Origin of the sequence: uncultured Shimia sp., assembly GCF_947493595.1 — a bacterium.
Taxonomy (GTDB): Bacteria; Pseudomonadota; Alphaproteobacteria; order Rhodobacterales; family Rhodobacteraceae; genus Shimia.
The window spans coordinates 94,209-108,555 of record NZ_CANLRL010000005.1 but is presented as its reverse complement, the minus strand read 5'-3'; the positions used below and the strand labels follow the sequence as shown (position 1 = coordinate 108,555).

At 53.5% G+C, this 14,347-nt stretch carries 12 protein-coding genes; 6 read left to right on the top strand and 6 right to left on the bottom strand.

Annotated elements, in window-relative coordinates:
* Window positions 1–97: 97 nt before the first annotated feature.
* Together Q0955_RS13435 and Q0955_RS13430 are read left to right on the top strand one after the other, a co-directional pair.
* The gene (locus Q0955_RS13435; RefSeq protein ID WP_299424971.1) at window positions 98–862 is read left to right on the top strand and encodes a sulfite exporter TauE/SafE family protein; all 765 of its coding nucleotides are present in this window, start codon (window positions 98–100) and stop codon (window positions 860–862) included.
* A gap of 69 nt (window positions 863–931) precedes the next feature.
* A complete protein-coding gene (locus Q0955_RS13430; protein ID WP_299424969.1) occupies window positions 932–2,029 on the top strand; it encodes an AI-2E family transporter in 1,098 nt (365 codons plus the stop codon).
* Between the two features lie 7 nt (window positions 2,030–2,036).
* Here Q0955_RS13430 and Q0955_RS13425 read toward each other — a convergent pair whose 3' ends face one another.
* The 4 genes from Q0955_RS13425 to Q0955_RS13410 all read right to left on the bottom strand — a co-directional run bounded on the left by Q0955_RS13425 (window position 2,037) and on the right by Q0955_RS13410 (window position 4,287).
* Entirely contained in the window at window positions 2,037–2,543 is a 507-nt protein-coding gene (locus Q0955_RS13425; protein ID WP_299424968.1) for a DUF2478 domain-containing protein, read from the bottom strand.
* 56 nt (window positions 2,544–2,599) lie between these two features.
* Window positions 2,600–3,052, bottom strand: coding sequence for a potassium channel family protein (locus Q0955_RS13420; protein WP_299424966.1), 453 nt, complete (start codon window positions 3,050–3,052; stop codon window positions 2,600–2,602).
* 66 nt (window positions 3,053–3,118) lie between these two features.
* Complete coding sequence (locus tag Q0955_RS13415; RefSeq protein WP_299424965.1) at window positions 3,119–3,496, bottom strand: hypothetical protein; 378 nt, start codon at window positions 3,494–3,496, stop codon at window positions 3,119–3,121.
* A 20-nt stretch (window positions 3,497–3,516) separates the two neighbouring features.
* Window positions 3,517–4,287 carry a DUF6478 family protein gene (locus Q0955_RS13410; protein WP_299424963.1) on the bottom strand — a complete coding sequence of 257 codons (771 nt, stop codon included), beginning with the start codon at window positions 4,285–4,287 and terminating at the stop codon, window positions 3,517–3,519.
* Between the two features lie 304 nt (window positions 4,288–4,591).
* Here Q0955_RS13410 and accD point away from each other — a divergent pair, with 304 nt between their 5' ends.
* From accD to Q0955_RS13390, 4 genes are all read left to right on the top strand, one after another.
* On the top strand, window positions 4,592–5,533 hold the full coding sequence (gene accD / locus Q0955_RS13405) for an acetyl-CoA carboxylase, carboxyltransferase subunit beta (protein WP_299424962.1): 942 nt from the start codon (window positions 4,592–4,594) through the stop codon (window positions 5,531–5,533).
* Window positions 5,534–5,624: 91 nt separating this feature from the next.
* Window positions 5,625–6,905 (top strand): folylpolyglutamate synthase/dihydrofolate synthase family protein, encoded by a 1,281-nt coding sequence (locus Q0955_RS13400; protein WP_299424960.1) that lies wholly within the window; start codon window positions 5,625–5,627, stop codon window positions 6,903–6,905.
* A 296-nt stretch (window positions 6,906–7,201) separates the two neighbouring features.
* Window positions 7,202–9,124 (top strand): hypothetical protein, encoded by a 1,923-nt coding sequence (locus Q0955_RS13395; protein ID WP_299424959.1) that lies wholly within the window; start codon window positions 7,202–7,204, stop codon window positions 9,122–9,124.
* A 61-nt stretch (window positions 9,125–9,185) separates the two neighbouring features.
* Entirely contained in the window at window positions 9,186–11,171 is a 1,986-nt protein-coding gene (locus Q0955_RS13390) for a CocE/NonD family hydrolase (RefSeq protein ID WP_299424957.1), read from the top strand.
* A 47-nt stretch (window positions 11,172–11,218) separates the two neighbouring features.
* On the opposite strand, the gene Q0955_RS13385 is transcribed toward Q0955_RS13390, so the two are convergent.
* Window positions 11,219–11,644, bottom strand: a complete 426-nt coding sequence (locus tag Q0955_RS13385) for a universal stress protein (RefSeq protein ID WP_299424956.1) — start codon at window positions 11,642–11,644, stop codon at window positions 11,219–11,221.
* An 11-nt stretch (window positions 11,645–11,655) separates the two neighbouring features.
* Entirely contained in the window at window positions 11,656–14,289 is a 2,634-nt protein-coding gene (locus Q0955_RS13380; RefSeq protein WP_299424954.1) for a TRAP transporter permease, read from the bottom strand.
* Between the last annotated feature and the right edge of the window lie 58 nt (window positions 14,290–14,347).

The following is a 14,347-nucleotide window of genomic DNA, read 5'->3' as shown; positions in this document are numbered from 1 at the left end:
GTGCAGCGCAACAAAAATACCAAACTGACGTTTCATTTGGTTGTTTCTTTCGCGTGAAGTCTTTGCGGGCGGGCGTGTTGAGGCCTATAGCAAGAGTATGGACTCACTGCTTTTGATCTATTCCCCTCAATCTTTGGTTATCTGTGCGTGCGTTGCAATGCTTGCCGGGGTTATCAAAGGCATGGTTGGTTTTGGCATGCCTATGGTGTTGATTTCCGGTCTAAGCACGTTTCTTGCACCGGAAGTGGCTCTGGCCGGTCTGATTTTTCCTACGGTGTTCAGCAACGGGTTTCAGGCTTTCCGCCACGGCGCAGGCGCAGCCTGGTCTTCATTAAAACGATTTCGTCGCTTCCTGCTGGCAGGCGGCCTTGCCATGGTGATCAGTGCACAATTTGTGCGTTGGGTGCCGTCCAGCACGCTCTTATTGCTGATCGGTGTGCCTGTGGCGTTCTTTGCGCTCTCTCAGCTGCTTGGGCGCCCAGTGCGTCTCACCAAACCCAGTGCGAGGGGGGAGGTCGCCGTTGGCACTGTTGCCGGTGCTATTGGCGGCGTGTCTGGTGTTTGGGGGCCGCCAACCGTCACGTACCTAACCGCCATTGGAACAGAAAAGCGTGAGCAAATTCGCATCCAGGGAGTCATTTATGGTTTAGGTGCCCTGCTTCTGGTTGCAGCGCACCTTGGGTCTGGTGTTTTGAATGCAGCCACCGTTGGCCTCTCCGCTTTCCTTGTACTGCCCGCGTTGTTGGGCATGTGGATTGGCACACATATCTCTGATCAGATTGATCAGAAGATGTTCCAGCGCATGACGCTTTTTGTGCTTCTGCTGGCGTCCCTCAACCTGATCCGCCGCGCTGTGTTCTGAGCTTGATCTTAACTTGCCCCTGCGTGCTTGACCGTTAGGATGCCTTTGACGCGCAAGGAGGAAACACCGGTGTCTCAAATCAACGCATCCCTGCGCGTGGCTTCGATAAGCCTTGCAGTATTGGCCGCTATTGCCACCGGTTGGTTCTTGAACGCAGCCCAGGCTATCTTGGTGCCCATAGTTCTTGGTGCTCTGCTCGCATTCCTGATGGACGGAATTTCCCGCTCCATGAGCCGGATTCCGCTCTACGCCAAATACATACCGGACTGGCTGCGCATGATGCTGACCACGGTTGTGCTATTTGTCGTGTTGGCCGGTTTGATTAGCTTCTTCGCCCGCAATTTGGATCCGGTGGTGCGGGCAATGCCTGATTACCTGCAACGGCTCTCACAAACCACGTCTGATGTGGCTGCCCGTTTTGATGTCGAGTTCGAACTTACCTGGCAATCTGTGGATCGACTGGTGTTTGACAACATCGACATTCAAAGCCTCATCCGCATGACGGTGAACTCGGTCAGCTATTCTGCTGGCTATCTCGCGCTTGTCTTTCTCTATGCCATTCTTTTCCTGATCGAACGCGACAGCATCCCTAAGAAAGTCGCGGCCATCGTTCCGGATCACCAAGCGCAGTCCAATGTGTGGCAAACCATCGATCTGATCACCGCTCAAATTGGCACCTACTTCACAACCAAAACCCTGATCAACGCGGTGTTGGGTCTCGTGTGTTGGGTGATTTTCCTGTTCTTTGGCCTCGAATTTGCGGCTTTTTTTGCCGTCACAACCGCAATTTTTAACTACATCCCCTATGTCGGCTCATGGATCGCCATGGCGCTGCCCATGCTGTTTGCCGTGGGGGACTGGGGCTTGAACATGGATGTTGCGCTGCTGTTTGCCGCCCTCTGCGGTGCGCAGTTTGGTGTCGGCTACTTCTGGGAACCGCGACTGATGGGCCGCTCCATGAATTTAAGTCCGGTCATCGTGATGGTCTCGCTGGCGTCATGGGCTGCGGTTTGGGGGCTGATCGGTGCCATTCTGTCGGTGATTTTGACTTCCGGAATTATGACCATCATGTCCTTTTTCCGCGCGACCAGGCCTCTGGCAATTCTCCTAACCAACGACGGTGAAATTCCCTGGTTGGAGGAGATTGCAGGCGACGAAGAAGCTTGACCTTGGCTTACTTGTTCACCTGATCATACCAGGTCATCAAAGCCTCAATGTTTGCGGGCACATTGGTCGCCATGCCTCCGGAAAACTCCTCAAACACTTTGGCATTTAATGGGTTTGTGCCAGCAATAACCGTCGCGTCTTTTTCCAAGGCATCTGCCAACAGGTCGCGAAACCCACGCCCTTCTGCTTCTTGCTTGCCAAACTTGTTGAGCAGGAACACGTCAAAATCTGCCTGCATGGATTGGCCAACGGCTGTCACAGCTGAGGCCATGGCATCAGGATCCAAGCGACACCCCTGGGCTTCTTTGCCGAGGTTTTGGGAAATGCGGATGGTGGGTCCAGCAGGCAACACACGCACATCCATGTCACACCCGTGGTAGGAGCCACATTCTGTGTTGGTTTGAACAATACCGCGTGTCTTGAGGCCGCGTGCCTCTAACCTTGCCGCAAGATCGGACAGCAACAAATCCAGTTCGCCGCGACCGTGGGCCATTGTGTAAGCAATTTTCATCATGGGTTAGAAGATAGGGCTATGTTTTGGGAAAGCAATTGCGAACGGAACGCGAAAGATCACTCAAGTGACCTAGGCAAGAGTTTGTTGATCAGGGATACCAGAAAGGCGGTGGAGATGCCAAAGCACAGGATACCTGTTACCCCGCCAAAAGCGCCAAAAACACGAAATTCTACTGGTAAAACAACGTCGCCGTATCCAACCGTGGTGTAGGTAACGAGTGAAAAATAGAGCGCGTCGTACAAGTAATCAAAAGCGTCCATGTAGAGCAGCACAGCAGCCCAGAGCCACACTTGAATGGTGTGAGAACTCACGATCATCACAAAAGCGGCCCCAACAAGTACAATTGTCTTTGTCATACGGGAGCGGTTTTTGACCCAGCTGCCGATTTGCCCCAAAGCTTCGATCATCGCCGCCAGCAAACCAACGTGAATGAGCGCACACGCGCTCAGCACGACAGACCCCCATAACAGTTGATCGTGTTGGCTCATCACAATGATATCTGGTGTCATGGTGTCGCTCTTGGTTGTCAGCGCTAATTTGCACGACTGACCGGCGGGTACAAGCCGGTCACAAAGTCACGTTGTTTCCACGCAATGACGCCTGAAGGCACGCTTGAGCATATCGAGCTCCGCACGCAAGAGGTCGATTTCTGCACGTAAGTCACCAGCGAGGGCTTCACCAGCAATAAAACTTACCGTTTCAAGGCGTTCCTCGGTGGCATGATTGGAAATGACAACGGTTTGCACGCCGTCCGAAAGGCTCTCCTTCGGAATCTGAAAACGTAGGCGCCAATGACCTGCTTCTTCAGTGTGATCAATCGAGACTTCCCCAACTGGCTCACCAAGGTATGTGACGTCAACTTGCGGCTTCGTCGCGGAGGCTTCGGAAGACTTGAGTGCGCCCTCCCATGTGCCCTCAAACAGGCGTGTTTTTGTCAATGTGAGTTCGCTCATTTGACCATCCTCAATTGTATTTAGAACTCAGCCCGTGGGCGTCGGGAGAAAGTGACATCACGTAGAACAACCTGGTTCATTTCGGGGCCTTCGAAAATCAGGTCGATCCACATTTTCTCAACTCGCTTTTCGTTCAGGTTTGAATAGGCAAGATCGAACTCTACGCGAATGTCTTCCGCCTCGAGCGGAAGTTCTCGCACGATTTGTTCGGTGTTTGGACCGTGTCGAATGTTCAGGCGCGCAAAAATCTCTAGCGGCTTTTCCATTTCTACAATTGTGTCCATGCGCACGACATGTTCGCGTTTTAAGCCGGAAACCGCTTCCTGAGGTAAGTCGATCACGAGGGAAAGGAATGAGCCGTCAAATCGAAAAACATCCATGCGCAAACCAAACGGCGCAAGATCCTTTTCGCGGTGGTTTCTGAGCTGTCGCAAGGTGAGCTCGGAAATTCTGCAATCATGAAAAAGCGTGACTTCCTCGCCCAGCATTTCTTTGTTTTGTACAGCCGCGCGCCCCTTGGCAGGAATCGGCTCGCGCCAGAGTGCAGGGCGCCATGACCAATCTGTCCCGTGAGGTTTAGGGAAGGCGTTAGAACCAATGATTGGTAAGGCCAATCGACTTTCAGAGATTGCAATGACGGTATCTAGATATTGGCGTAGCGTCCTTGCGCGGCGGCGTTGCTGCCGCAATGTCGACAGGTCTGCTTTGGATGCGTTGCGCGCATTACGGGCCCAATAGCGCGAAAGTCCAGATTGAAGCGCCTGGTGAAAGAAACGTCTGCTGTTTGCCATTTGCCTTGAAACCGTGACTCATTGTTGCTGGCGGCGAAACGATCTGCGGCCTTCGTTCTGATTATTTAGCGAAATGCTTGCGATAGGACAAACGCACTTTCATTTTCACCTTCATGAAATTTCAGCGTGTTGCATTGGGTTCAACGGGGGGATGCCAAAACAAGTTGCCAGAGACGGGAAGGAAGGACGGTGGAGTTACCAAAAGAAATGGTGCTTGGACAGGCTTTCCAAACACGACTTCGATTGCATTTTCTGACGTGGCGTCTTATTTCATCCCGAATTGGAACCAGAGGACACTGATCACATGAACTGGATCACCAACTACGTCCGTCCGCGGATCAACTCGATCTTTTCTCGCAGAGAAGTTCCAGACAATCTCTGGACCAAATGTGATGAATGCGGAACGATGTTGTTTCACCGCGAGTTGAAGGGCAACCAAAACGTCTGCACGCAATGTGACCATCACATGTCCATTTCGCCGCGGGATCGGTTTGAGGCGCTTTTTGACGGTGGCGTGTTTGTTGAGGTTGAAGTGCCGGAACCGGTCGCCGACCCATTGCAATTCCGGGATCAGAAAAAATACCCAGAGCGCATGAAGGCGGCGCAGAAAAAAACGGGCGAAAAAGAAGCCATGTTGGTGGCGGAGGGTGAAATTGGCCGGACGCCGATAGTTGCCGCGTGCCAAGATTTCTCCTTCATGGGCGGGTCCATGGGGATGTACGTTGGCAACGCAATTATCGCCGCTGCCGAACGCGCAATCGCGCTTAAACGTCCTCTGGTGCTGTTTTCCGCTGCGGGTGGCGCGCGCATGCAGGAAGGCATTTTGTCCCTTATGCAAATGCCACGCACAACCGTTGCAGTGCAAATGCTGAAAGAGGCTGGCCTGCCTTACATTGTTGTGCTTACACACCCGACCACAGGCGGTGTGACTGCATCTTACGCGATGCTGGGCGACGTCCAGATTTCCGAACCAAACGCCTTGATCTGCTTTGCTGGCCCTCGCGTGATCCAACAAACCATTGGCGAAAAGCTTCCTGAAGGCTTCCAGCGTGCGGAGTATTTGCTGGACCACGGGATGTTGGATCGCGTGACCAAGCGCACCGAGCTGAAAGCCGAGCTTGTATCCATTATCCGGATGCTTATGGGCATGCCACCAGCGGTGGCTGGCGATTTGCCCGCCCCTCAGAAGGAGGAGGATTCTCCTGAGGCGCCGGAAGAAAAGCCCGAAGAGGCGAAAACGGAATAAATCGGTCGCGAATGCGGCGTTGGAAATGGGCTTTCGGCACGTAAACCGGAGGCCCGTTTTGTTTTGATCCCCAACATTCTTGGAGCACGCTATGGTCAATTCTTCACCTACCTCCGACGCGATCCTTGCGCGTATGATGGCGCTTCACCCCAAAATTATCGACCTGACCTTGGATCGGATGTGGCGGTTGCTGGAGTCGTTGGGCAATCCGCAGGAAAAATTACCACCAGTTGTACATCTGGCTGGGACCAACGGCAAAGGCAGCACGCAGGCCATGATCCGGGCTGGTCTGGAGGGCTGCGGCAATCGGGTCCATGCGTACACGAGCCCGCATCTGGCCCGCTTTCATGAGCGTATACGGCTGGCTGGTGAATTGATTGACGAAAGCCATCTTTCGGCGGTTTTGGATGAATGCTGGGACGCGAACGACCGGCAAAACATCACATATTTTGAGATTACCACCTGCGCCGCGCTACTCGCGTTCTCACGTACACCTGCGGATTACACACTTCTGGAAGTCGGCCTAGGAGGGCGCTTGGACGCGACCAACGTCATTGATGCCCCCGCGTTGACGGTCATCACGCCAATTTCCAAAGATCACGAGCAATTTTTAGGGGAAACTATCTCGGAAATTGCGGCAGAGAAGGCCGGTATTCTAAAGCGGGGTGTGCCCTGCATTGTGTGTCCGCAACCGGATGAGGCCATGGATGTGATCGAGCAAACAGCGGCCCGTGTTGGTGCGCCTCTGATCGCCTATGGGCAGCATTGGCACGTTTACGAAGAACGCGGGCGACTCATTTTTCAAGATGAAACGGGACTTCTGGATTTACCGTTGCCAGCCCTAACAGGTGCACATCAAGTGCAAAACGCAGGGGCGGCTCTGGCAGCCTTGCGTCATTTAGGAGGCAACGACACGGCATATGAGGCGGCGATGACCAATGTTTCATGGCCGGCGCGTATGCAACGGTTGAAAGAAGGACCTCTGGTTGAGGCCGCTGCCGGTGCGGAAGTGTGGCTTGATGGCGGGCATAATGCAGCCGCAGGCAAAGCGCTGGCAGAGGTGATTGCAAAACTGCCTAGCCGGCCGACCCATTTCATTTGCGGCATGCTGAACACGAAAGACATTCTCGGCTATCTGACCCCACTGGCTCAGGTTGGGGACACTTTAACGGCGGTCTCTATTCCGGGTGAAAGCAATACGTTGCCTGCCGAGGATACCGCGAATGCAGCACGGAAAGCGGGACTACTAGCTGGGGAAGGTGCCACCGTATTGGAGGCGGTACAAAGCATCGTGGCTCGGTCCCCCGGAGATCGGATCCTGATTTGCGGATCTCTCTACCTCGCAGGGGCAGTGCTTCGCGAGAACAGCTGACGCTTGGTGGCATTTGAACCTTCGAAGACGCCTGCCTTTTTGGGCCCTCCCGAATCACCCAGTTGACGGATTCGAATCGGTGCACCTATAGTTAGGACAACGTCTCTTTGCCGAAACGCCAATACTGAACAGCGAAGCGACATGATGGACAGGCAGGCAGAAAAAGGGGGGGCATGTGCTCCCCCAAATAATGTACGGCATTTCATGCCGCTTTCCATCGCGATCTGGCCGTGTTGTTGAAAGCGGAGCGGATACTTTGCCAATCGTTGATTTAAGCAGGGAAAATGGAGGCATGTTTGGGCGCCAAAGTCATTTTTCACTTACCCAAGCAGTTTTGCGACAACTTCCTTGAGTTCACGCACCTTGCTTTGTTCCACAAAATTCATGAGCTAATCGAATCTCGTGGAGGGCATGTTGAAGTGCGGCGACGCCACGAGGCGCTGCGTGGCGCCAATAGTTCCGATTGGTCTGCCCATCTTGAAGCCGACAACCTACACATCATCGAAAATGGGACGGTGCAGCAACCAAACGCCCTGAACGCAGCGCTGGCGTATCTGCCACCCTATTTCCACCTCGACGCGCTGGGTGTTCTGGCCGACAGCTCAGCTGCACAGGAAATCTATGACGAAGCCAAAGTGAATCCGGTTCTGGCGCAGTCAAATTTTTTGGTGTTGCAGGACCGTTTGGTTAGGAAGAGACGATCTCGCTACGGTCCGAAGAAGGACATCACCAAAATACCCAAGGATTGTATTGCTGTGTTCCTGCAAGGCGACAATCCGCATCGCCAGGGCACGGCCCATTGTGACAATGAGACACTGTTGCGTACCGTGGCGAAACACGCGGGCAATCGGAAAATAGTGGTGAAAGCCCACCCAATGAGTAAGCAATTGGATGACGTCCAGTTGTTACTAAGATTACTGCAAGAGGGGCTGCCGCTCGTGGCAACGGATGCCAATGTCCACGACATCTTGCAACAATGCGCGGTCACTGTGAGTTACAATTCCGCAGTTGCTATCGAAGGCTTCCTGCACAACAAACCCGCGATCCTGTTTGGCAGATCTGACTTCCATCATGTGGCGGAAACCGTTGAATTTCCATGCGACTTCCCCCGCGCGCTGCACTCTGCACTGAACAGCCAAAGAAACTACGCCAAATACTTGTTTTGGTATTTCTCGCAGTTTGCTGTTTCAGCTGAGGACTGGGACTTAAACGAAAGGTTGCTGAAAAGGTTTGAGTGGGCAGGTTTCTCGGTGGAGGACTTGGGGCTGCAAGGCGTCGGTGAGACAGAACACAATAGATTGGATCGGTCACGTGGCAACCAGGCAGTGTTGGACACTCAAAGGCTTCTGGACGGCATGCCTCATCGTGAAGGAATCATCCTCAAGCGGCCGTTGCTTGTGGACAACTGTTACCAAGAGTTTCTCGCCACATACGGCGACCAAAAAGTACGCATATGCCGCCACTTGTCAGCAGATGGGGCACAAAAGGTCCGCGATCGTGCCTCCGAGATTAATCATGTCCAAGAAGCGTTGGATTCAGCCTCTTTCACGGCGGAGAAGGTGCTTTTCATCGATCCAGGTTTTGGCCTGATGTGCGTAACGCACCCCCGTGGAGTGCCCCTGCAACAGAAAATTGCGGGAGCGGCGGGCAATCGGCGGTCCAAGTTTGTGAGTTTGGCGGCAAAATGGCTGGAGGTTGCCTCTCTGAGTTGCCAGCGGAAAACCGAATTTTCTTTTCTCGATACGCTGAAGCCCATTTCAGACCGGCCTTTGGAGACCATCACAGATGATGAAGATTGCGCTCTTCTGAAACTTTTGTTGTCCAATCTGACCAAGAGAGCAAGGCGGATCGAAGGCACGGAAATCACGCAGTTTGAAGGACTAGATTGGTTTTCCGTCGAGAACCTCATTCATAAAAACGACGTTTTGTGTGCGATCAACATTCGTGGCGCTCAATGGACTTCCGTGTCGCGTGTTTCAGCCCGGTTTCTTGTTGATTTACAGATGCACGACCCTGCGGTTTCAGATCACCGCAAACTGGGGATTTGCCAAGGCGACTGGCGAGCGTTCATGTCTCACGATTTGGTGCCGGAAAATGAGCGACGAACTGCGTTGCCATTTTTTGTTGGGGAACAACTTTATCGAAGCTTTGTTTTGAACTACGCCGACACCAACGTTCAAAAACGTGGTCGTGATGCAATACGGGCTTACCTAGCCTAACGAGTTTTTGCCAAACCGTCACATTTCCCTGATGATCGAATTATTTTACAGGGGGTGAGTGATGCAGATTGTTCAAGAGTTTCCATTTGAGGTTCACGAAGAGCCGCATGTGTGGATTGAGATGCCGGACGGCGTGAGATTGTCCGCGCGGATGTGGCGTCCCAAAACATCCAAGCCAGTGCCGGCCATTTTGGAGTATCTCCCGTATCGAAAGCGGGACGGCACCGCGGAAAGAGATGCGCTGACCCATCCTTACCTCGCAGGGCACGGCTATGTTTGCGTGCGCGTTGACATGCGCGGGTGCGGCGACAGCGAAGGGCTGTTTGAAGATGAGTATTCCCCACAAGAGCTGCGCGATGGTGTCACGACTATAGAATGGCTGGCTGACCAAGAGTGGTGCAACGGCAACGTTGGGATGATGGGTATCAGCTGGGGTGGGTTTAATGGGTTGCAAATTGCAGCGCTTGCTCCTTCAGCATTGAAAGCCGTCGCCAGCCTTTGTTCCACTACTGACCGCTATGCGGACGACATCCACTACAAAGGCGGGATTATGCTGGGCGAAAACCCGGCTTGGGCGGCAACCGTATTGGGATGGTTTGCCTTGCCGCCTGACCCAGAAATTGTCGGCGAACGCTGGCGGGACATGTGGCTGCACCGATTGGAAAACACCCCCTGCTTGGCTGAAATCTGGACCCAACATCAAAGTCGGGATGCCTATTGGAAGCATGGGTCCGTTTGTGAGAACTACGATGCCATACAGGCCGCGATTTTAAGCGTTGGCGGCTGGCATGATGGCTATCGTAACACTGTGTCTCATCTCGTCGAAAATGTGACCGCGCCGGTAAAAGGTCTGCTTGGACCTTGGAACCACAAATATCCGCATTTTGCAGTACCAGGGCCGCAAATTGATTTTATCGGTGAGTTGCTCACCTGGTGGGACTGTTGGTTAAAGGGCGAGGGTAATGGCGCTGACAATTTGCCTGACATGCGCCGATGGCTGATGGAGAGCGTGCCTCCTGACGTGTCCTATGGCTGCCGCCCTGGCCGTTGGATTGTGGACAGTGCTGGCGCCAGCGTTGACATAATGACACTGCATCTTGTGGCGGACAAACTCACCCGTACGCCAGCGCCTGCTGCTCAATACGTAAGGCCTGACTTACAGTGCGGTCAAATGGCAGGTGAATATTTCCCGTTTGGTTTCGGGCCCGGAGAGTTGCCCGGTGATCAGCGTAAAGATGATCTCCTTAGCACGTGTTTTGACAGCGCTGTGCTGCAGGATGGCATCGACATGGTCGGGGCACCAACACTGCGCGTGATACTGCGCTCTAACACCCCCAAGGCACAGCTTGCGGTGCGTCTATGTGATGTGCATCCCAATGGGGAAAGCACCTTGATTTCACATGGATTCCTCAATCTCCGGCATCGATCCGGGCACGAGGCTGCCATTGATCTCCCACTGGATGCAGATGTGGCCTTGGAGGTAGCATTGGATCAATGTGCCTACCATGTGCCGGTGGGACACCGTCTTCGGATAGCCCTGTCGACAAGCTATTGGCCGTTTGTTTGGCCTGAGCCTGAGCTGACAACGCTAAAGCTCATCGAGGGAACAGTAGACTTACCCGTGCGCCCGCAGTCTAATGGCAACGAATGGAAATTTGATGGCCCAAAGGCGGCTCCGCCTCGACAAACTACTCAGCTCAGTGAGGTTCACGAGAGTAAACGTGTCATTCGTGATGTCGGTGCGCGCTTAACAACCCAGGAAATTCACTCCGACGACGGCCTGGTGAAAGATATGGAAACCGGCTTGGTAAGCGGCACAAGACATCGGGAGGTGTTTTCCATTGTTGATTGTGAGCCAACGTCTGCGCAGGCCAAGTTCTCATGGGAACGTCATATGTCACGCGGCGACTGGTCAGTGGTGGTGAAGGCAGATTTGGAAATGACCGGAGATGACGTGAGCTACTTCATCAAAGCGCGACTTGTTGCAGAAGAAGGCGACAAACAGGTCTTTCAGAAAAACTGGGATGTGACGGTCCCTCGTCCTTAAAAACGATCGGAAAAAGAAAGCCCGCCAGAGGCGGGCTTTCAGTGTTCTTACCGTACGACAAAAACCGATTGTTTGGCATGGCGGGATATTCGGGCGGCGTTGGGCCCGATTAGATAGTCTTTAAGCTGTGACTTGTGGGCCCCAACAATGATCGCATCCGCAGACACATTTTCCGCCTCTTTGAGAACCAGATCATAAATGGTGCCTTGGTCAACATGCAGGCGAATCTTTGATAGGTCCGCAAAGCGCTCACCAGCCCAGCTTTCAAGTGCAACCTTGGCCTCCTGAAGGATCGCCTTGTTGTGGTCTGCACTGAAAAATGAGCCAACAATCGACATGCCGTAGTCAGGCACAACATTCATGATGTGCAACTCGGCGCTGTCACGCTCTGCCATGGCCTTTGCCACTTCGGCAGGTCGCTCCGACCCATTCAGGTCATTCACGTCCACAGTTAGGAGTAGGGTCTTAAACATAACATTTCTCCCTAAAACGCAGGCTGCGTGGCGCGAGGCCGTTGGATGAGCATTAAGCCAGCAAGTAGCAACAGCGCCGGAATGAAGAAGAGTTCTTTAGGCATCCGCTCGTTTTCGACCTCGACTTGCGAAATCACCACAGGATTGTCTCCGTAGTAGTCATACTCAGTGCCAAGTGAACCGAAGTACGGTGTGCCCGGGAAAGGTTCTTCCAGAAGCAGTTTCCCGTCTTCTTCAAGAACCGACAAACCATTGTCCGCCATTGCGGCCCCAGGCTCACCGCCTGGATACACCATGGTGATAGTGGTTGCGCGGTTGTCTCCGGTATCAAAGTCAGGTCCCTCGACTTTGAAGCGGATCAAGCTGCCTTCTGGCTGTTCGCCAACAAGCTGCACCGCTGCTGGACCGGTCACGCTCTGATACTTCTCAGTCACCATGTCCAGGAAGAAATCTGGACGGAACAGCATGAAGGCGATGAAGAGCAGTGCGGCGCTTTCCCAACGCTTGGATTTTGCGATGAAGTACCCCTGCGTTGCCGCCGCAAATATCAACATCGCAATCAAGCTGATGAAGAAGACCAAAATCGCCTTACCCAGACCAACGTCAATCAGAAGTAGATCGGTGTTAAAGATGAACATGAACGGCAACAGCGCGGTACGGATGTCGTAAGCAAAACCTTGAATACCAGTCTTGATCGGGTCGCCTCGAGAGATTGCCGCTGCCGCATAGGCCGCCAAGCCCACTGGAGGCGTGTCGTCCGCGAGAATGCCGAAGTAGAACACAAACATGTGCACTGCAATCAGCGGCACCACGAGGCCCGCTTGCGCGCCCACGCTGACAATCACAGGCGCCATGAGTGAGCTCACAACGATGTAGTTGGCAGTGGTAGGCAGGCCCATACCGAGAATCAGGGACAGGATTGCGACCAGAACCAGCAAGATAATCAGGTTGCCACCGGAGATAACTTCGATGACCTGACCAATCACTTGGTGCGCACCTGTGAGGCTGATAGTGCCCACAATGATACCGGCGGCACCTGTAGCCACACCAATACCAATCATATTGCGCGCGCCCATAATCAAACCCTGCACAAAGTCTGCCCACCCCGTGGAGAACGCGGCGTTCAGAGCTGTTTCACCTCGGAAAAACGCTTTGATGGGACGGTGTGTCAGCGCAACGATGATCATAAAGATTGTGGCCCAGAAGGCCGAAAGCGCGGGCGATAGGCGATCAAGGTTTTCGGTTTTCACCATCAGGTTCCAAACCAGAATAAATATCGGTAAGGAATAGTAGGCGCCGCCCAAAAGGGTTGGTGTCAGACGGGGCGCTTCAAGTGGTGCGTTAGGGTCGTCCATGGCAACATCCGGGTACTTAGACGCCAGGTAGAGCAGCGCGATGTACATGATCGCCAACAGCACAATCGCCGCGTAGATGCTATCTCCCATCATTGGGTCCAGCAGGCTGCGAATACCAATCATCAGGAAGGTGATTGCTGCCAGTCCCAAGAAGCCGGTTAGGAAAAGCACCATGATCATGACCGGACCAATATGGCGCCCTGCTTTCTTGAGGCCTTTCATTTCCATCTTCAATGCTTCGAGATGCACAATGTACAACAGAGCGATGTAGGAAATGACGGCTGGTAGGAAGGCGTGTTTGACCACATCGATGTATGGAATATTTACGTATTCCACCATCAGGAAGGCCGCAGCCCCCATCACAGGTGGGGTCAACTGACCGTTGGTGGAGGAAGCAACCTCAACCGCGCCAGCCTTTTCAGCCGGAAAGCCAATGCGCTTCATCAGGGGAATTGTGAAGGTACCGGTGGTCACAGTGTTGGCAATCGAGCTGCCGGAAATCATGCCGGTCATCATCGAGCTGAGAACCGAGGCCTTCGCCGGGCCGCCACGCAGTGCACCCAGCAAGGCAATCGCAACTTTGATGAACCAGTTGCCGCCACCTGCGCGATCCAGCAGAGCGCCAAACAAAACAAACAGGAAGATCATCGAAGTCGACACGCCAAGAGCCACGCCAAACACGCCTTCGGTCTGCATCCAGTAGTGGCCAAGGGCCTTGGAAAGCGACGCGCCACCGTAGTTTGTAATGTCGCGGACCCATTCAGAATTGCCACCAAAGAAGGCAAAGAGCACAAAGGATCCCGCAATGATCACAAGGGGAAGGCCCAGCGAACGGTAAACGCAAATCAATAGAACCATCATGCCAATCGCAGACATGGTGATATCGGTGGTGGTCCAAAGCCCCGGACGATCGGCAATTTGATAGCGGAAAACAACAAGGTACAAACAGGCGCCAACACCAAGCGCAATCAACGCCCAGTCATAGAGCGGAATGCGGTCGCGCGGCGAGGATTTGAACATTGGGAAGGCAAGTATTGCCAGTGCAATCGCAAATGCGAGGTGGATGTATCGCGCTTGTCCAACAATGTTGGCAAACCCGGAAAAACCCGTTGATTGTGCCAGAACACCTGGAAGTTTTGATGCGATGTAAAGTTGGAAAAGCGACCAGACGATGCAGATCGCGATGATTAATTGACCTTGAAAACCTTCGGCGTTGCGTGCGCCAGTATCAACTTCCGCAACAAGCGCGTCGGCTTTGGCAGTGCCATCATTCTGATGATCATGAGCCATAATATTCCCCGTTGAACCCCTTGTGAGAAGCGCCCCGAATACTCTTCGGGGCGCTTCC